The sequence below is a fragment of the Ruegeria sp. YTSA144 genome, from assembly GCF_059610125.1.
Map to the genome: position 1 here is coordinate 721,175 of NZ_JBXWNA010000001.1, position 19,117 is coordinate 740,291.

Annotated in this window: 16 protein-coding genes; 6 read left to right on the forward strand and 10 right to left on the reverse strand. The window is 59.6% G+C overall.

All coding sequences use genetic code 11. The annotated features are described in order from the left end of the window. The first annotated feature begins 29 nt into the window (after window positions 1-29). The 3 genes from AC2FF8_RS03715 (at window position 30) to AC2FF8_RS03725 (ending at window position 3,811) form a co-directional block, all read left to right on the forward strand. Entirely contained in the window at window positions 30-1,736 is a 1,707-nt protein-coding gene (locus AC2FF8_RS03715; RefSeq protein WP_257599057.1) for a peptide ABC transporter substrate-binding protein, read from the forward strand. A 94-nt stretch (window positions 1,737-1,830) separates the two neighbouring features. Beyond that, the gene (locus AC2FF8_RS03720; RefSeq protein ID WP_170343754.1) at window positions 1,831-2,838 is read left to right on the forward strand and encodes an ABC transporter permease; all 1,008 of its coding nucleotides are present in this window, start codon (window positions 1,831-1,833) and stop codon (window positions 2,836-2,838) included. Next, window positions 2,831-3,811, forward strand: coding sequence for an ABC transporter permease (locus tag AC2FF8_RS03725; protein WP_425078581.1), 981 nt, complete (start codon window positions 2,831-2,833; stop codon window positions 3,809-3,811). Before AC2FF8_RS03720 ends, AC2FF8_RS03725 begins: the two co-directional genes overlap by 8 nt. Window position 3,812: 1 nt before the next feature. Here AC2FF8_RS03725 and AC2FF8_RS03730 read toward each other — a convergent pair whose 3' ends face one another. From AC2FF8_RS03730 to AC2FF8_RS03755, 6 genes are all read right to left on the reverse strand, one after another. Then, a complete protein-coding gene (locus AC2FF8_RS03730; RefSeq protein ID WP_170343752.1) occupies window positions 3,813-4,955 on the reverse strand; it encodes an MFS transporter in 1,143 nt (380 codons plus the stop codon). Between the two features lie 68 nt (window positions 4,956-5,023). Then, complete coding sequence (locus AC2FF8_RS03735) at window positions 5,024-6,301, reverse strand: DUF3422 family protein (RefSeq protein ID WP_496878943.1); 1,278 nt, start codon at window positions 6,299-6,301, stop codon at window positions 5,024-5,026. A gap of 107 nt (window positions 6,302-6,408) precedes the next feature. Further along, entirely contained in the window at window positions 6,409-6,765 is a 357-nt protein-coding gene (locus AC2FF8_RS03740) for a VOC family protein (RefSeq protein WP_480683935.1), read from the reverse strand. A 161-nt stretch (window positions 6,766-6,926) separates the two neighbouring features. Continuing rightward, entirely contained in the window at window positions 6,927-8,381 is a 1,455-nt protein-coding gene (locus tag AC2FF8_RS03745; protein ID WP_152458621.1) for an NAD(P)(+) transhydrogenase (Re/Si-specific) subunit beta, read from the reverse strand. Between the two features lie 13 nt (window positions 8,382-8,394). Next, window positions 8,395-9,966 carry a Re/Si-specific NAD(P)(+) transhydrogenase subunit alpha gene (locus AC2FF8_RS03750; RefSeq protein ID WP_496878944.1) on the reverse strand — a complete coding sequence of 524 codons (1,572 nt, stop codon included), beginning with the start codon at window positions 9,964-9,966 and terminating at the stop codon, window positions 8,395-8,397. 129 nt (window positions 9,967-10,095) lie between these two features. Continuing rightward, on the reverse strand, window positions 10,096-10,545 hold the full coding sequence (locus tag AC2FF8_RS03755) for a methyltransferase family protein (RefSeq protein WP_496878945.1): 450 nt from the start codon (window positions 10,543-10,545) through the stop codon (window positions 10,096-10,098). Window positions 10,546-10,719: 174 nt separating this feature from the next. Between AC2FF8_RS03755 and kynU the strand changes: the two genes are divergently transcribed. Continuing rightward, the gene (gene kynU, locus AC2FF8_RS03760; RefSeq protein ID WP_496878946.1) at window positions 10,720-11,913 is read left to right on the forward strand and encodes a kynureninase; all 1,194 of its coding nucleotides are present in this window, start codon (window positions 10,720-10,722) and stop codon (window positions 11,911-11,913) included. Here kynU and AC2FF8_RS03765 read toward each other — a convergent pair. Beyond that, window positions 11,906-12,484: a TetR/AcrR family transcriptional regulator gene (locus AC2FF8_RS03765; protein WP_496878947.1), complete on the reverse strand. Its 579-nt coding sequence runs from the start codon at window positions 12,482-12,484 to the stop codon at window positions 11,906-11,908. The genes kynU and AC2FF8_RS03765 overlap by 8 nt on opposite strands. Window positions 12,485-12,583: 99 nt before the next feature. Here AC2FF8_RS03765 and AC2FF8_RS03770 point away from each other — a divergent pair, with 99 nt between their 5' ends. Both AC2FF8_RS03770 and AC2FF8_RS03775 read left to right on the forward strand, forming a co-directional pair. Continuing rightward, a complete protein-coding gene (locus AC2FF8_RS03770) occupies window positions 12,584-13,048 on the forward strand; it encodes a (2Fe-2S)-binding protein (RefSeq protein WP_496871864.1) in 465 nt (154 codons plus the stop codon). Window positions 13,049-13,051: 3 nt separating this feature from the next. After that, window positions 13,052-15,292: a xanthine dehydrogenase family protein molybdopterin-binding subunit gene (locus AC2FF8_RS03775; RefSeq protein ID WP_496878948.1), complete on the forward strand. Its 2,241-nt coding sequence runs from the start codon at window positions 13,052-13,054 to the stop codon at window positions 15,290-15,292. A gap of 46 nt (window positions 15,293-15,338) precedes the next feature. Here AC2FF8_RS03775 and AC2FF8_RS03780 read toward each other — a convergent pair whose 3' ends face one another. The 3 genes from AC2FF8_RS03780 to AC2FF8_RS03790 form a co-directional block, all read right to left on the reverse strand. Then, entirely contained in the window at window positions 15,339-16,118 is a 780-nt protein-coding gene (locus AC2FF8_RS03780) for a gamma-glutamyl-gamma-aminobutyrate hydrolase family protein (protein ID WP_496878949.1), read from the reverse strand. Window positions 16,119-16,338: 220 nt separating this feature from the next. Beyond that, a complete protein-coding gene (locus AC2FF8_RS03785; protein ID WP_496878950.1) occupies window positions 16,339-16,764 on the reverse strand; it encodes a GlcG/HbpS family heme-binding protein in 426 nt (141 codons plus the stop codon). Window positions 16,765-16,835: 71 nt separating this feature from the next. Continuing rightward, window positions 16,836-18,971 carry a malate synthase G gene (locus AC2FF8_RS03790; RefSeq protein ID WP_496878951.1) on the reverse strand — a complete coding sequence of 712 codons (2,136 nt, stop codon included), beginning with the start codon at window positions 18,969-18,971 and terminating at the stop codon, window positions 16,836-16,838. Window positions 18,972-19,117 lie beyond the last annotated feature (146 nt).

Genomic DNA, 19,117 nt, shown 5'->3' on the forward strand with positions numbered 1-19,117 from the left:
CACGAACGTGTCCAATTCGGGAGTGACTTATGAAAATCAAAACCCTTTTGCTAGGTGCGATCGCAAGCACGGCAATGGCCCCGATGGCCTTTGCCGAGCGCGGTTCGGACGGCAATGTCAGCATCATCTATTGGCAGGCCCCGTCGATCCTGAACCCGTTCCTGTCCGGCGGCACGAAAGACGTGGAATCAGCCTCGCTGGTGATCGAGCCGCTTGCCCGCTACGACCAGGACGGCAACATGGTGCCATATCTGGCGTCTGAAATCCCGACCGTGGAAAATGGCGGTGTCAGCGAAGATCTGACGTCGATCACATGGAAAATCGCGCCGGGAATCAAATGGTCGGACGGCACTCCGTTCACCGCTGCTGACGTGAAGTTCACCGCTGATTACTGCATGCACCCGGAAGGTGGCTGCGCGCAGGTGACCAAGTTCGAAGGCGTCACCTCGGTCGAAGCTGTTGATGACCTGACCGTCAAAGTCACTTTCGACGCACCGACCCCCTTCCCCTATGGCCCGTTCGTCGGCGGTGAAAGCCCGATCATTCAGGCCGCACAGTTCGCCGATTGCCTTGGTGCGAAAGCACCTGAATGCACCGACCAGAACTTCAACCCGATCGGCACCGGCCCCTTTGTCGTCACCGAGTTCAAACCGAACGACGTGATTACATTCAAGGCCAACGACAACTATCGTGATCCGGCAAAACCGGCCTTTGCGACCGTGACCTTCAAAGGCGGCGGTGACGCGACAGCTGCTGGTCGTGCCGTCATGGAAACCGGTGAGTTTGATTATGCCTGGAACCTGCAACTGGCTCCGGAAGTGATCGCACAGATGCAGGAAGGCGGCAAAGGCACGCCGGTTGCAGGCTTCGGCCCGCTGGTCGAGCGCATCATGCTGAACCAGACCAACCCGTCGCCCGAGCTGCCGGAAGGCGAGCGTTCGACGGCCAAGCACCCGCACCCGTTCCTGAAGGATCCGGCCGTTTACAAAGCCATGTCGATGGCCATCGACCGTCCGCTGCTGGTGGAAATCGGCTATGGTCAGGCTGGTAAAGTGACCTGCAACTGGGTTCCGGCCCCTGCCGCATTCAACTCGACCTCGATGACCTGCGACACGCAGGATATCGAAGGCGCCAAGAAACTGCTGGATGATGCCGGCATCGTCGACACCGATGGCGACGGCGTCCGCGAGAAGGACGGCGTTCCGCTGAAGATCGTCTATCAGACCTCGACCAACGCCGTCCGCCAGGACTTCCAGGCGCTGATCAAGGAATGGTGGAGCCAGATCGGCATTGAAACCGAACTGCGCAACATCAACGCATCGGTCTTCTTCGGTGGTGACCCGGGCTCGCCCGATACGTTCCAGAAGTTCTATGCCGACGTTGAAATGTACGCCAACACCTTCAACGGCACCGACCCGCAATCCTATCTGGGCAACGGCCTGTGCGACAAGGCACCGCGCCCCGAGACGCAGTGGCAGGGCGAGAACATCAGCCGCTTCTGCAACGAAGAGTTCGACAAGCTGCACGCTCAGCTGGCTGAAACCGCGGGTCTTGAGCAACGTGCCGAGATCGCGAAAAAGCTGAACGACATCATGGTTGAAAACGGTGGCATGATCCCGCTGGTTCACCGTGGTCGTCTGTCGGCGCACGCAAACACCCTGGGTGGCGTTGTCCTGAACGTTTGGGACAGCGAGCTGTGGAACATTGCGGACTGGTACCGCAAGACCGGTTCCTAAGCACTGACCTTGCAAAACCGCGCCCCGATCGTTATCGGGGCGCGGTCATTTGCATCCCACCCCAACAAGAAGACGCATATAAAGGCGCCTCTTAATGCTTAATTTCACAATCAGACGACTGGTGCTGGCCGTTCCAACGCTGCTGTTCATCAGCCTCGTCATCTTCCTGCTCCTCGAACTCGCACCCGGCGATCCGATGGCGCAGGTTCCGCTCACCGTTCCCCCCGAAGTCAAGGAAAAGATGCGCGAGGCGCTTGGCCTTGGCCAGCCGATGCATATCCGGTTCTGGAAGTGGATCGTGCAGTTCTTCTGGATCGAACCGCAGGTCCTGATCGACTCGATGTTCGGTACAACCTTTTCCGAAGGCGACCTGCGCGTGATATCCTGGCAGACCCGCTCGCCCGTCATGGACATCGTTGTTCAGCGTATCCCGCAGACTCTGTGGGTTGTCGGCACCGCCTATGTGGTCGCCATCCTGATCGCCCTGCCCATCGGCATCTATTCGGCCTATCGTCAGTATTCCTGGTTCGACCAGATGGGCACCTTCGTGTCGATGGTCGGCTTCTCGGTCCCTCCGTTTTTCTCGGGCGTTCTGGTGATCGTGATTTTCTCGGTCCAACTGGGCTGGTTCCCGTCGATCTATGACACCACGCATGTGGTCAACAGCTGGGACAGCTTCGTCGTGCAGCTGAAGCAGATGATCATGCCGGTCATGGTGCTGGCGTTGCAGATCACTGCGCAGCTCAGCCGATTCATGCGCGCCTCGATGCTGGACAATCTCAACCAGGATTACGTCCGCACCGCGCGCGCCAAGGGGCTCAGCGAATACACCGTGGTCATGGTCCACGTCCTGAGGAACTCGATGATCCCGGTGGTCACGGTCATTGCACTGGGTATCCCGGCCATCTTCGGCGGCGCCATCATCACCGAGCAGGTTTTCAAGGTGAATGGTATCGGTCAGTTGCTGATCGGGGCCATCCAGGCCAATGACCTGCCGATGGTGCAAACCCTGACCTTCATCTTTGCCGTGCTGATCGTGCTGTTCAACCTGATCGCCGACGTCCTGTATGGCATTCTGGACCCGAGGATTCGCTATGACTGATCACGACAAATCAGACACGCTGATCCCCGACGAAGGTCTGGCCCCGGCATCCACCGCGCTGCCAACCGCTGATGTGATGGAGGAACTCACGACCCCGCCACGCAGCCAATGGCGCGATGTGTGGGATCAGTTCAAGACGCACAAGGGCGCAATGATCGGGGCGATCCTGTTCATCTTCATCGTAGCGGGCGTGTATCTGGGCCCCTATCTCTGGAGCATTGATCCGACGCAGATCGATATCCGGGCCCGCAATCAGGGGCCAAGCTGGGCGCATCCGTTCGGCACCGACCAACTGGGCCGGGATATTCTGGCCCGCATGATGTCGGGCGGTCAGACCTCGGTATCGGTGGGCATCACCGCGATGCTGCTGGCACTGTTTCTGGGATCGTTCATCGGCGTTCTGGCCGGGTTCTTCAAACGGCTGGATGGTCCGCTTATGCGCCTGACAGACCTGTTTCTGGCCCTGCCCCTGCTGCCCTTGTTGCTGGTCATGATGCTGCTGTTCCGCGAGCCCCTGTCGGCCGCGTTCGGGCTGGAGCGCGGGATCTTCATCCTGATCGTCTGCGCCATCGGCATCACCTCGTGGATGCCCACGGCGCGGATCGTACGCGGTGACGTGCTGGCCATCAAAGAGCGTGAATTCGTATTGGCAGCCCGGTCCATCGGCACCAGCAACACTCAGATCATCACGCGGCATATCCTGCCGAACGTGTTGTCTCCGATCATGGTATCGGCGACGCTGGGCATTGCCACGGCCATCATCACCGAAAGCGCGCTTTCCTTCCTGGGTCTGGGCTTTCCGCCCGACTTCCCGACATGGGGTCGCCTGCTGTTCGACGGTGTCGATTATCTACAGCAATACCCCGAGCGTGTTTTCTGGCCGGGTCTGGCAATCTCGCTGACCGTTCTCAGCGTCAACTATCTGGGTGACGGTCTGCGCGACGCGCTGGATCCGCGCATCCGCGGTCGTTGAACTAAACCGAGCCGGCGCGCTTCAGCGCGCCGGCCAACAGCACGATCAGAACGGCCAATGGCAGCAGTACGGCAAAAGCCAAACGCAGGCCGAACAACTCCGCCAGAAGACCGATCAACGGCGGACCGATCAACAGCCCCCCATACCCCAATGTCGCTACACTTGCGATGGCTTGCCCCGGTGGCACATTCGGATCGCTGGCCGCCCGGCTGAATGCCAGCGGCATGATCACGGCATAGCCAATTCCCATCAAGGCAAACCCAAGCAACGCTGTCAAAGGCGTCGCCGCAGAAACCACCGTAAAAACACCAAACGCGGCGCAAATACCGCCGAACCGGGCCGTAACAACCGGGCCGAACCGGGTGATAACAACGGCACCGGCAAGTCGAAACGCCACCATGGTCACTGAAAACACCGCATAGCCCAGGGCAGCGACGCTTTCGGTCGCCCCCGTGATGTCACGCAGATATATCGCGCTCCAGTCCGCGACGGCCCCTTCGCCCAATGCTCCGCACAAGGCGGCTATGCCAACCAGTATCAGCGCGCCGGATGGCAAGGCGAAAACCGTACCCTGAGGCCCTTTGGATCGGCGCGAGCTCCAGCTTACCCAGGATGACGCAAGCGCAAGGCCGACAACCACGCCGCCCGCCAGCAGGAAATGCACAAGAACCGTCAGCCCCATCTGAACCGCAACATACCCGCTGAGTGCGCCAAGACCGGCGCCAAGGCTCCACATTGCGTGGAACGAGGACATTACGGGTTTGTCATATGCCTGCTCTACCTCGGCGGCCCATGCATTCATCGCAACATCCATCGATCCGTGGAAGGCGCCAAAGACAAACAGGAACACAGCCAACCCCCAAAGCCCATCAGCCAGGGCAAGCAAGATCAGCGACCCAGTGTACAGAACTGCAATGATCCGGGTGATTGCAACAGCACCGAAACGATCCGTCAGCCGCCCGGTTATCGGGAAAGAGCAGACAGCCCCCGCCGCCATGAACAACAGGCCGAATCCCAGTGCCTCATGGGACAGTTCCAACCTGTCACGTATGGCGGGAATGCGTGACGCCCAGATTCCGAACAGGGCGCCATTCAGAATGAACATGGCAGCGACAGCGCGCCATGCTGCAACTACGCTTATCATATGACTCCCTCGCTCTGCGTGCCAAGTGCCCGTGTTCTACAGGCCAGACGAAACCTGGCAATTGCCGCTCAACCGAGCCGTTTGCGGATGCGTCGGACCGCGTACCACACCGCGACGACAACCGGGATCGTAACCGCCGCCGTCAGCATGCCCTTGCTGATGCCAGAGGCCGTCAACGGATACAAAAGATAGCTGACCAGCGAAACCGCATAATAGCTGATGGCAACCACGGAAAGCCCCTCGACCGTGTGTTGCAACCGCAATGCCAGATCGGCCCGACGGTCCATGCTTTCCAGCAACGCCTGGTTTTGTGCGCTGCGTTCCACATCCACCCTTGTCCGCAGCAACTCACCGGCACGGATCGCCCGGTCCGACAAGGCCTGAAGGCGGCGTTCCGTGGATTTCACAGTGCGGATTGCAGGGTCATAGCGGCGCATCATGAAATCGGCGAAATTCTGTCCGCCTTCGAAACGTTCTTCTCGCAACACTTCGATCCGCTGGTTGACGATGGCCTCATACGCCCCGGTGGCACCGAACCGGAAAGAACATCGGGCCGACAGTGTTTCGAGCTCGATCGACGTTGCCAGCAAATCCTGCAACAGCACGTCAGGTTGCGCCGAGTTGTCGGTCATCTGCCCCATCAACCGGGTGAGTTGCCCATCCAGTTCCCCGATACGCGGCATCAGTTGCTTGACGCGCGCGAAACCCAGCATCGACATCGCCTTGTACGTTTCGATTTCGCACAGGCGCTGAATAATGCGTCCCGTCCGGCGCCGTCCGGTGCCCTCGGCCACGAACAAGGCAAAGCGCATATGACCTGCCGGATCGATCCGAAAATCACTGGCACAAACCGCTGCATCGTCCAACACCCTGGACACGGCCAGGCTTTCCGGCTCGAACCAATCCAGCAGCCTTGACTTTACCACATCGTCACTTTCGCGTTCAACGACGCGCATCATCGCCGACGTTACCCTTTGCCCTGGGCTGGCCATCAGCCAATCAGGCGGAAAGACTTCAAAGTCGGCCGGGTTGAACGCGCGATCACTCACATTCTGAGCGATCGCGGTGTAGGTCACGAATTCGGTATGCTGCTCCCACTTCAACCAGTGGCGACCAATCTGACCCGCGTAATGTGTTGCATCAGGCTGAGGATGCTGCGCGCCGTGGCGGTCCAGCAGGTCGATCAAATGAGCCAAATCCTCACGACGATCACGAGCGACCGCAGCCTCTGGTTTCTTGATCGCCAGAAAGACCACAGTACAGGGCATTGACGCGACCGGGAACGGTCGAGCATGCAATTCATTGGCCAGCGCATAGCGAAGGGGATGGTCATCTATCGGTGTCATTCAGGGCTCCGCCTCGTCACGCGCACTATACGCCACACAAACGAGACATCAATTCTCTTTTTATTTCATACACTTACAAGGATACAACGGTATACAACACCGCTATCTCATTGATTTGGCTGCCACAGCTCGATGGGGTTGCCTTCGGGATCAAGGATGCGGGCAAATTTTCCAACTTCGCTGTCCCAGTCAGGATTGGTTTCCACCGTGATTCCAGCCTGCTCAAGCTGCGCCGTCAGCGCGGCCAGATCATCGACACGAAAATTGATCATCCACTGCTGATCGGCCCGTCCGAAATACTCGGTGTCCTCAGCGAATGGCGCAAAGACCGTATAGCCTTCACGCTGCTTCCAGGGCACGGGGTCATAGTGATTGACGCCCAAGTGCTTCTCATACCAGGCGCTCAACGCCTTTGGGTCGCGGGCGCGAAAGAACACACCGCCGATACCGTTCACCTTCTCCATCTTCGACCTCCTGCCATCTTTGTCGGCACCCCAGACTACCACACTCCGCCTGCTTCATCTGGCTGGAAATATCCTGGGGGTTTGGGGGCAACGCCCCCATGCACATTCACAAAGAAAAGGGCGCCCAAAGGCGCCCTTTGCAATCTGATCCAACGCGACGATCAATCGATCATCGGCAGCAGCTTGTCCAGTGACTCTTTGGCGTCGCCGTAGAACATCCGGGTGTTCTCTTTGAAGAACAAAGGATTCTCGATACCCGAGTACCCGGTGCCCTGACCACGTTTCGAGACGAACACCTGCTTGGCTTTCCAGCATTCCAGAACCGGCATGCCGGCGATGGGGCTGTTGGGGTCTTCCTGCGCCGCAGGGTTCACGATGTCGTTTGAACCGATGACGATGGCCACATCGGTGTCCGGAAAGTCATCGTTGATCTCATCCATTTCCAGAACGATATCATACGGCACCTTCGCTTCGGCCAGCAAAACGTTCATATGGCCCGGCAAGCGGCCCGCAACGGGGTGAATAGCGAAACGAACATTCTTGCCCTTGGCCCGCAGCTTGCGCACCAGTTCGGAAACCGATTGCTGCGCCTGTGCCACGGCCATGCCATAGCCCGGGATGATGATCACGCTGTCCGCGTCGTTCAGGGCCGCGGCCACACCGTCGGCCTCGATAGCGATCTGCTCGCCTTCAACGGCCATCTGTTCACCCTGAGGTCCGCCAAAGCCGCCCAGGATCACGCTGACAAAGTGGCGGTTCATCGCCTTGCACATGATGTAGGACAGGATCGCACCCGACGAGCCCACCAGCGCACCAACCACGATCAGCAGGTCGTTGCCCAGCGAAAAACCGATCGCCGCGGCTGCCCAACCCGAGTAGCTGTTCAGCATCGACACAACCACCGGCATGTCGGCGCCTCCGATGCCCATGATCAGGTGATAGCCGATGAACAAAGCCGCCAGCGTCATCAGGATCAGCGGAAACAGGCCCCCTGTCGAAGTGTACCAGATCAGGCAGATCAGCGAGAGACCCGCCGCCGCCGCATTCAGTGCGTGGCCACCGGGCAGCTTTGTCGCTGCCGAGGTCACCTTGCCCGCCAGCTTGCCATAGGCGACGACCGACCCGGTAAAGGTGATCGCACCGATGAAGATGCCCAGGAACAGTTCCACGTGCAGAATAGCCAGCTCAGCCGGAGTTTTCTTGGCAATCAGCTTGGCAAAAGACCCCAGATCGGACAGGTCCGCCTGGCTGGCGCTGTCAGCAATGGCCATGACCTGCGCCACGTTGCCGATCTCGAAATGCGCGTTGAAACCGACGAACACGGCCGCAAGACCGACCAGCGAGTGCATCGCCGCAACAAGCTGCGGCATCTCGGTCATCTGCACGCGCTGTGCAACATACTGGCCGATGAAACCACCGCCCGCGATCAGCAGCAGTGACAGCAACCACAGGCCCGAACCCGGGCCGACCAGCGTGGCGAAAACCGCCAGCGCCATGCCGACGATGCCATACCAGACCGCGCGCTTGGCACTTTCCTGGTTCGACAGACCGCCGAGCGAAAGGATGAAAAGGACAGCCGCAACAACATAGGCGGCAGTGGTGAAGCCATAATCCATGTGCCCGGCCTCCTTAAGATTTCTGGAACATGGCGAGCATGCGCCGGGTTACGAGGAAACCGCCGAAGATATTGATCCCGGCCATGAAGACGGACAGTGCCGCCAGCAGAATGACCAGGAACGACCCCGATCCGATCTGCATCAAAGCACCGACGATAATGATCGACGAGATCGCGTTGGTGATCGCCATCAGCGGAGTGTGCAGGCTGTGTGCGACGTTCCAGATCACCTGGAAGCCCACAAAGATGGCCAGCACGAAGACGATGAAGTGCTGCATGAAACTGGCCGGAGCGATCAGCCCCACCAGCAGCATGAGCGCGCCACCAACACCCAGCAGGGTGAACTGCTGCTTGGTCTGCGCCTTGAAGGCCGCAATCTCCTGCGCCTTCTTCTCTTCCGGGGTCAGTTCCTTGACCTCGGACTTCTTCTGCGCCGCGATCGCCTGCACCTTGGGTGGCGGCGGCGGGAAGGTGATCTCACCCTCATAGGTCACGGTCGCGCCACGGATCACGTCATCTTCCATGTCGTGATTGATCTGGCCGTCCTTGTTGGGTGTCAGGTCCGTCATCATGTGACGAATGTTGGTCGCGTACAAAGACGAAGACTGCGCCGCCATCCGGCTGGGGAAGTCGGTATAGCCGATGATGGTCACGCCATTGGGCGTCACGACCTTTTCGTCCGGCACGGTACCTTCGACGTTCCCGCCGCGCTCTGCCGCAAGATCAACGATGACCGAGCCCGGCTTCATTGCCTTGACCATATCTTCCAGCCACAGCTTTGGCGCCGGGCGGTTGGGGATCAGGGCCGTGGTGATGACGATGTCCATTTCCGGGGCCAGTTCGCGGAACTTGGCCAACTGCGCATTGCGGAACTCTTCTGACTGGACCGACGCATACCCACCGGTGGCCGCTCCATCCTGCTGTTCTTCTTCGAAATCCAGATAGACGAACTCCGCCCCCATCGATTCGACCTGCTCGGCCACCTCGGGGCGCACGTCGAACGCGTAGGTGATTGCACCCAGCGAGGTCGACGTCCCGATCGCGGCAAGCCCGGCAACACCGGCCCCGACGATCAGAACCTTTGCAGGCGGCACTTTACCGGCCGCAGTCACCTGACCGGTGAAGAAACGGCCAAAGTTGTTGCCGGCTTCGATCACCGCGCGATAGCCGGCAATATTGGCCATCGACGACAATGCGTCCATCTTCTGCGCGCGCGAAATACGCGGCACCATTTCCATGGCGATCACGTTTGCGCCCTTGGACTTGGCAAGTTCCATTCCTTCTTCGTTTCCGGCAGGATTGAAGAAGGAAATCAACGTCTTGCCCTTGGTCAGACGTTTCAGCTCCGTCTCGGTCGGGATACGAACCTTGGCGATGATATCTGCGGTCTTCCACAGCGATGCCGCGGTCTTGACAACCTCAACGCCCACAGCCTCATACGCCGCGTCCGAAAAACCGGCAGCAGCACCTGCGCCTTTTTCGATCAGGCACTCATAGCCCAGTTTTTGCAGTTGCACGGCCGAATCCGGAGTCATCGCGACCCGGTTTTCGCCGTCCAATATTTCCTTTGGCGTGCCTATCTTCACTGGCAGTCCCCCTAATTCTTAATCTGTCTGAGCGGGTGATCGGTATTCTTTGTTAAGCAAAGATGTATCCTGCGCAACATTATTTCGCAAGCGCAGCATTCCTGACGTGATGTCATTGCAGAATTCACCCTAGATCCAGCGCCGTGTCTTGCGTTCATAACGCGCGAAGTCGGCGCGAAAGGTTCGACGCAGGCGATCTTCTTCCGGCAGGATGAACCGACGCTCCAACACCCAGACGAAGACTGGCACAAGAACCAGAGACAATACGGCGTCAAAACGAAGAATAAGGCCTGCAAGGATCAGAACGTCGCCCACATAGATCGGATTGCGACTGCGCTTGTAGATGCCGGATTGCACCATCGACGATGGTGTTTCATGAGGAACAACAGTTGTCTTGTGACGGCGGAATTCGACCACCGCCAGGACAGCTATCAGGATTCCACCTCCGATCAACAGCCCGCTCAGAAGGTCCGTCAAACCGCCCTCAAGCGACAGGCCGAGTTTCAGATACTTGCCCTGCAACCAAGCAAGCGCAGCAAAAGCAATCAGCCAAACCGGCGGCACGTCTATCCAGCGCATGCAGAGCCCTCATTGAGTGACGACAAGATCGAGTACATGTCGCATCTGAGCGATGTCCTACCGCTTTTGGGTCAAAATGGCAAAAGACCAGTATGTCGCATCGCATGGACTCACATTTGAGGATCGACTACCTCAAAAGCAATCACCGACGTTCACACAAGTTAGCGAGCCCTCATGACTGATTTTGCAGCAACCAAAGCCATGTTCGACCTGCCCGAGGGCGTCATTTATCTGGACGGCAATTCTCTGGGCCCGCTGCCGAAATCGGCAGGCGCGCGAGTACAAAGGATGCTGACCGAAGAATGGGGCCAGATGCTGATCACCGGATGGAACAAGGCAGGTTGGATGGGCCTGCCCACCGGGCTTGGTGACCGGATTGGCCGCCTGATCGGAGCAGAGCCCGGCAGCGTGGTGACCGGCGACACCTTGTCGATCAAGGTCTATCAGGCCCTGGCCTCGGCCCTTGAACTGAATCCGGATCGCAAAGTGGTTCTGTCGGATAACGGCAACTTTCCTTCGGACTTGTACATGGCGGATGGCCTGTTGCGGTCACTCGGCGACGACTACGAATTGCGGATTGTCGATCCGGAAACCGTGGCCGACGCAATCACCGAAGAGGTCGCCGTTCTTATGCTGACCGAGGTGGATTACCGCTCGGGCCGGATGCACGACATGAGGGCGCTGACCGAACTGGCGCATGCCGCCGGCGTAGTGACGGTATGGGATCTGGCCCATTCCGCAGGGGCCATCCCCGTAGACCTTTCAGGATGCAACGCCGATTTCGCGGTCGGGTGTACGTACAAATACCTCAACGGGGGACCCGGCGCACCAGCCTTCATCTATGTCGCACCCAGATTGGCAGACAACACACGCCCTGCCCTGTCCGGTTGGCTGGGGCACGAAGCACCCTTTGCCTTCGATCTCGACTACCGCCCCGGCAGCGGCATTGAGCGGATGCGGGTGGGAACGCCACCCATCATCCAGATGACGGCCTTGTCGGCCGCCATGGACATCTGGGATTTGGCGGACATGAACGACGTCCGCGCCAAATCTGTTGAACTGACCGAGCTTTTCATAGAACGCGTCGAGGCAACCTGCCCGGATCTGCAACTGGCCAGCCCCCGTGATCCGCAGCAGCGTGGCAGTCAGATCTCGTTCCGTTTCAAGGAAGGCTATGCCGCCATGCAGGCCCTGATCGCCCGCGGCGTGATCGGAGATTTTCGTGCACCCGACATCATGCGGTTCGGCTTTACACCTTTGTATATCGACGAAGGCGATGTTGAACGCGCCGTCGGGATTATGGCCGATATCATGCAGAACCGCCTGTGGGACACGCCCGAATACAAGATCCGTCAGCGCGTTACCTGACTTCGAGTCCGGCGCCGAAAAGGGCCGCGACCTGTGCGACCTGCCGTTCATAGACCTCGGCGCCGGCACCAATCAGCTTCAGCCCCTTGAGCGTGGCCGTGATCGTCCGACCGGTCTCTGCCGCGTCAGCCAGCAGGCGAACCCGGCCCGCCTTTTCCTGTTGCACCAGCCAGTCCGCATAAAGCGCGGCCAGCTTGGCCTCGCCCGCCGCGATGATTTCCGCAGACAGGGACTTTGTGTTGTCGAGTATCTCAAGCCCGTGGGGCGAGGCCAGAATTTTTGCCATCCCCTCGGTCTGCGCCTGGATCGCGCGGCTCAGAACCTCGAGCACCGAACCCTGGGTGGCCAACGCTTCGGCCACCGCAACGCTCTTTTCGGCATAATACAGCTCGGTCAGTTTGCTGACGATCGCCTCTTTGTTCTTGTAATGCAGATACACCGCCGGCCGAGACATCCCCGCGCCGCGCGCGATGTCGTCCATCGAGGTCTTTCGGTATCCATAAGTGGAAAACGCCTGAAACGCCGAGTTCAGGATCGCCTGTTGCCGTGAGCCGTCACCATTGTCTTTCATATCCGAAGCCCTGACATTTTTTGTCCAATTTGTCAATTGACACCCTGACATTTTTACGCAATTATGTCAGAAACCAGCCACAGCAACAAGAGGTGCGCCATGGCGACGACCTTGAAGATCAACGGCAAGCAATACCAGGTGGACTTGCCAGATGACGTCCCCCTGCTTTGGGCTCTGCGGGACGAGGTCGGCCTGACCGGCACCAAGTTCGGCTGCGGCGTGGCCGCATGCGGGGCCTGCACCGTGCACATCGATGGTGAGGCCGTGCGCTCGTGCCAGGTGGCGCTGTCGGATGTCTGGGGTGACGTGACCACGATCGAAGGGCTCGGCTCACCGGACGCGCTGGCCACGATCCAACAGGCCTGGATCGAACATCAGGTCGCGCAGTGCGGATACTGCCAGTCGGGCCAGATCATGCAGGCCGCTGCATTGCTGGCGGAAAACCCGGACCCCACTGACGCAGACATCGACGAAGCGATGCAGGGCAACCTGTGCCGCTGCGGCACCTATCCCCTTATCCGCGCAGCAATCCATGACGCGGCATCCAAGCTGAAGGAGGCGTAAGCAATGGCTTCCGTTGGAAAAATCCTCCGCCGAACGTTCCTGATCGGCTCTGCCGCGATCGTTGGCGGCGTGGCCTTTGGCACCTATTACGTTACCCGACCCGCGGCCAACCCCTTGAAGCCCGGTGAAGGCGAGGCGGCACTGAACCCGTTTGTGCTGATTGACCAGAATGGCGTCACCTTGTTTGCGCCCCGCGCGGAAATGGGCCAGGGCGTCCGAACCACATGGGCCGCGCTGATCGCCGAGGAACTGGATGTCGATCTGGATCAGATCACCGTTCTGCATGGTCCCGCTGCGGCGGCCTATTACAACTCGGCCCTTGTGGGCGAAGGGTTGCCGAACAAGGGGTACGATATCTCGAATTTCCAGCACAATCTGGGCGAGGCACTGGGGGTACTGGGCAAAACGCTCAGCCTGCAAGTCACGGGTGGCTCGACCTCGATGAAAGATGGGTTCGACCGGATGCGGCAAGCCGGTGCTTCGGCCCGTGAAACACTCAAACGCGCTGCCGCAGACCGGTTGGGTGTCGACCCCTCGGACCTGAAAACGGCGTCGGGCCATGTCATTGCCCCCAACGGCGACAAGATCGCCTATTCAATGCTTGCCGAGGATGCCGCCGGGCTGGAACCCGTTGAGGTGCCGTTGCGAGACCCGTCTGAATGGCGCTATCTGGGCCAAAGCCAACCGCGTCTCGACATGGTGGGCAAGGCGACGGGCACTGCTGAATTCGGCGTCGATGTCCGCCTGCCCGGTATGAAGTTCGCCAGCGTCCGAATGAATCCCAAACTGGGCGGTGCGATGAACGGCTTTGACGACAGCGCCGCAAGAACCATGCCCGGGGTTGAGAAGATCGTCGATCTGGGCACAGGCGTAGCCGTGATCGCAAGCAACACATGGTTGGCCAATCAGGCAGTCGAGGCCATCGACGTCGATTGGGGCGACGCGCCTTATCCGCCGGATACCGAGGGCATCTTTGCCAGGATCGCCGAAGCTTTTGACGAGGCACCGAACTCGACCATGCGCGACGACGGCGATGTCAGCGCAAGCCCGGAAAACGCAACGGAAATCACCGCCGAATATCGCGTGCCTTATCTGGCCCATGCAACGATGGAGCCAATGAATGCCACCGCGCTCTATACGGGAAATGCGTTGGAACTGTGGTGCGGCAACCAGGCCCCGACCCTGATCCAGTTCCGCGTCGCCAACACCGCCGGTCTGGAAACCGAAGCCGTCCAAATCCACACCACCTATCTGGGTGGCGGCTTTGGGCGCCGGGGCGAACTGGATTTCGGCGAAATCGCCACCAAGGTTGCCATGGCCATGCCCGGCACGCCGGTTCAGACAACCTGGAGCCGTGAAGAGGACATGCGCCACGACTATTTCCGCCCCGGCGCCATCGCCCGGATGCGCGGCGCGGTTCAGGACGGCAAGGCCGTGGTCATTGACGGCAAGGTCGCTGCGCAATCTCCGACCCAACAGGCGGTCGAGCGCTACACCGGGTTCCCCGGCGGCGGACCCGACAAAGTGCTGGTCGAAGGTTTCTTCAACCAGCCCTACGCGGTACCGAATTACCGCATGAGCGGCCACATTGCCGATTTGGCTGTCCCGGTGGGGTTCTGGCGCTCGGTCGGCAACAGCCATAACGGCTTTTTTCATGAGACATTCATGGATGAGATGGCCCATGCCGCAGGCCGTGACCCGCTGGAGTTCCGGCTGGACCTGATGAAGACCGAACATGCGCCGTCGGCGGGATGTCTGGAAGCCGTGAAGGAGATGTCAGGCTGGACGGGTCAGACGCCCGAAGGCGTCGGCCGGGGCGTGGCCTTCACATACAGCTTCGGCACCCCGGTGGCTCAGGTCATCGAAGTGGTAGACGAAGACGGCGCCATCCGCATCAGCAAGGCCTGGATTGCCTGCGACATGGGGCTGGCGCTGGACCCGGAAAACGTCAAGGCGCAGATGTTCGGCGGCATGATGTACGGCCTGTCCGCCGCATGTTTCGGCGAGATCACCTTTGCCGAAGGCGAAGTCGAGCAGTTCAACTTCCCCGACTATGACGCGATGCGGATGCACACAGCCCCGCAGGTCGAGGTGCGCGTGCTGGAAACCAATCGGCATATGGGCGGTGCGGGCGAACCCGGAACACCGCCTTCGATGCCGGCGCTCGGCAATGCGCTTTTCGACCTGACGGGCAAGCGCGCACGTTCCCTTCCGCTGATCAATCAGTTCAACTTGCTGGTCTGATCGCACGGCACCGGCCCGATTTTTCCCCTCGTCGGGCCGGTGTAATTCAGGCAGATTTTTGAACTGCCTGATGAACCGTTCCGGCGGCCCATCCACGCACCGCATCGCCGAAGGCTTCGAACAGGGGGCGCGAGACCGGGTCATTGATCGCGTCCCATTCCGGATGCCATTGAACCGACAGGGTAAAGCCGGGCGCATCCTTGATATAGATCGCCTCGGGCGTCCCGTCCGGTGCATGGCCGTCAATGACAACGCGATGCCCAATCGTTTTGATGCCCTGACCGTGCAAGGTGTTGGTCATGACCTCGGTTGCGCCGAACAGCTTGTGGAAAACACCGCCGTTTTCCAGTGTCACCACATGACGCAGAGCAAACTTTTCTTCCAGGGTTCCATCGGGTGGCATCCGGTGGTTCATCCGCCCCGGCAGATCGCGTATCTCGGGATAAAGCGTTCCGCCCATGGCAACGTTGACTTCCTGAAACCCCCGGCAGATGCCCAAAAACGGCTGCCCCCTTTCTACGCAGGCGCGAACCAGCGGCAGAGTTATGGCGTCTCGAGCCCGGTCGAATTCGCCATGTGCATCGGTTGCAGGTTCCCCGTATTCTTCCGGGTGCACGTTCGGGCGACCGCCCGTCAGCAGAAAGCCGTCGCAGACCTCCAGCAACTCATCTACCGAAACGTAACGCGGATCTGCGGGTATCAACAAAGGAAGACATCCTGACACGTTGGCCACGGCATCCGAATTCATCGTTCCCCCAGCATGTGTGGGGTATTGGTCGTTCATGAGATACGAGTTGCCGATGATACCGACGACAGGCCGAGACATTCCGCTTTCCCTGCTGTTGTTGTGCCTGTCAAGGAAGCTAGCGGCAGCGGTTTAAACGTGCAAGAATACACGCCCTGCATGAAAGCGCAGGGACGTGTTCGAAGACGCACTGTACGTTCTGATCCGCCCTGTTTAATTGGAAACGTTTTCCAAGAAGCCGCCAAGCGGGGGGGATAGTTTCCCCGCCCAGTTCGAAAAACGTATCAATACAACGCTCTTGTCAAATCTCACCGATCAGGCCGGCCGCCTCGATCCCCGCCATTGCGGCCAGCGCATCATTGTCAGATGTGTCGCCGGTGACCCCGACGGCGCCGATCACGGCCCCCTTGCGATCACGCAACAGCACGCCACCCGGAACCGGCACGACCTGACCACCATAGACGCCATTCACTGAGGCCATGAAATAGGCCTGCGCTTCGGCGCGCTGCATCTGCGCGGTGCCCGCCATTCCCAGCATGACCGACCCATAGGCCTTGCCCTGCGCAATCCCGAACCGGCCCGGTGCAGCACCATCCTCGCGCTCGAACGCGATGACATGCCCACCGGCATCCAAAACCACGACTGAGAGCGGCTTCAACTCCATCTCTCGGCCCTTCTCCAGGGTTTTGCGGATGATGGTGCGGGCTTTGCGTAGGGAAACTGACATCTGATGATCCTCTTCTCGGATTGGAGTTCGAAAAAGCCCGCAAACGATTGGTCTGTGGGCTTTTGCCGGGGTTATCTTTGGCTGGCTTTCAACTCCAGCCGGCGCGCGTGCAGGACCGGCTCGGTATAGCCCGAGGGCTGAACCCGGCCCTTGAACACCAGATCGCAGGCCGCCTGAAAGGCGATGCCGTCAAATCCCGGAGCCATAGGGGTGTAATTCGGATCGTTTTCATTCTGGCGATCCACGACGGCGGCCATCTTTTGCAGAGCGGCCATGACCTGGGCGTCATCCACGATGCTGTGATGCAGCCAGTTGGCCAGCGCCTGTGACGAAATCCGGCAGGTCGCGCGGTCTTCCATCAGGCCGACATCGTTGATGTCGGGCACCTTGGAGCAGCCCACGCCCTGATCGACCCAACGCACGACATAACCCAGAATACCCTGCGCATTGTTTTCAAGTTCACGCGTGATTTCTTCGTCGCTCAGGTTGCGTCCAGCCAGCAAAGGGATGGTCAACAGATCCCTCAAAGTGCCCCGCGCACCGCCTGCGGCCAGCTCGTCCTGACGGGCCAGCACATCGACCTTGTGGTAATGCGTAGCGTGCAGGGTCGCGGCCGTGGGTGACGGCACCCAGGCGCATGTCGCTCCGGCCATCGGGTGGCCGATCTTGGTCTCAAGCATTTCGCCCATGCGATCCGGCATGGCCCACATGCCCTTGCCGATCTGTGCCTTGCCCTTCAGGCCACAGGCCAGCCCGATATCGACGTTGCGATCTTCATAGGCCGCAATCCATGGCGTATTTTTCATGTCGCCCTTGGGCAGCATCGGACCCGCCTCCATCGAGGTGTGTATTTCATCGCCGGTCCGGTCCAGAAACCCCGTGTTGATAAAGGCGACCCGTGATTTTGCGGCGCGAATGCACTCTTTGAGGTTGACCGAGGTGCGGCGTTCTTCATCCATGATGCCCAGTTTCACGGTATTGCGCGGCAGGCCCAGAATGTCTTCGACCATGTCGAAAATCTCGACCGAGAACGCGACTTCCTCGGGCCCGTGCATCTTGGGTTTCACCACATAGACAGAGCCTTCCACAGAATTGCCCCCGTCTCGCTTCAGGTCGTGCATGGCGATCAGGGTGGTACACAGAGCATCCATCAAACCTTCGCCGATCTCGCGCCCTTCTGCGTCAAGTACGGCCGGGTTGGTCATCAGGTGGCCCACGTTGCGCACAAGCATCAAGGACCGGCCTTTCAGCCTGGCCTTATCACCCGACGGAGTGGTAAAGCTCAGGTCCTCGGCCAGTTTTCGAGTGAACGTGGCGCCGCCCTTTGAGACCTCTTCGGTCAGGTCGCCTTTCATGAGGCCCAGCCAGTTGCCATAGGCCACAACCTTGTCGGCAGCATCGACGCAGGCAACCGAGTCTTCACAATCCATGATGGTGGACAGCGCGGATTCCAGCCGGACATCTGCAACGCCTGCGGGGTCGGTCGCGCCTATGTTGCTTGTGGGGTCGATCATGATCTGGATGTGCAGACCGTTGTTTTTCAACAGCACAAAGTCGGGCTTGTCCGCCGCGCCGCCGAACCCGGCAAATTGAGCGGGATCGCCCAGCGCAGGGGTCAAAGCACCGTCGGTGACGCTCAATTCGGTGACATCCGCCCATGATCCAGACGCCAGAGGCACAGCATCATCCAGAAACGCCTTGGCCCATGCGATCACCCGCGCGCCGCGCGCCGCGTCATAGCCACCGCTTGCCGGCAGATCCCCCATTGCATCCGTTCCGTAAAGCGCATCATACAGGCTGCCCCAGCGCGCGTTGGCCGCGTTCAGGGCAAAGCGTGCGTTGGTAATCGGAACAACCAGTTGCGGGCCCGGGATCAGGGCGATTTCGGGGTCGACATTGGCCGTTTCAATCTGGAACTCGTCGCCTTCTTCGACCAGATACCCGATCTCTTTCAGGAAAGCCTCATATTCAGCGGCATCGGTGTTCTGCCCCTTTCGGGACATGTGCCACCCATCGATGCGGCTTTGGATCTCGGCCCGTTTGGCCAGCAGCTCACGGTTTTTCGGCCCCAGTTCGTTCACCATCCGCGCCATGCCGGCCCAGAACCTCTGCGAAGAGACGCCCGTTCCCGGCAGCGCCTGTGTCTCGATGAACTCAGCCAAAACCGGATCGATCTGCAATCCGCTCAGGGTCTGTCTGTCCGTCATATTCCTGCTCTCCCGCGATTGTGCGCCATTGTATGCATTGTGACTTAGGCGGAAAGTTTCCGATAGGCAACTTTCATCCCGTCATTTGGGGCATTCGCTTCGGCTTGAAGCTGTTTCAAAAACCTCAAGGCAATGGCAGGGCCGGT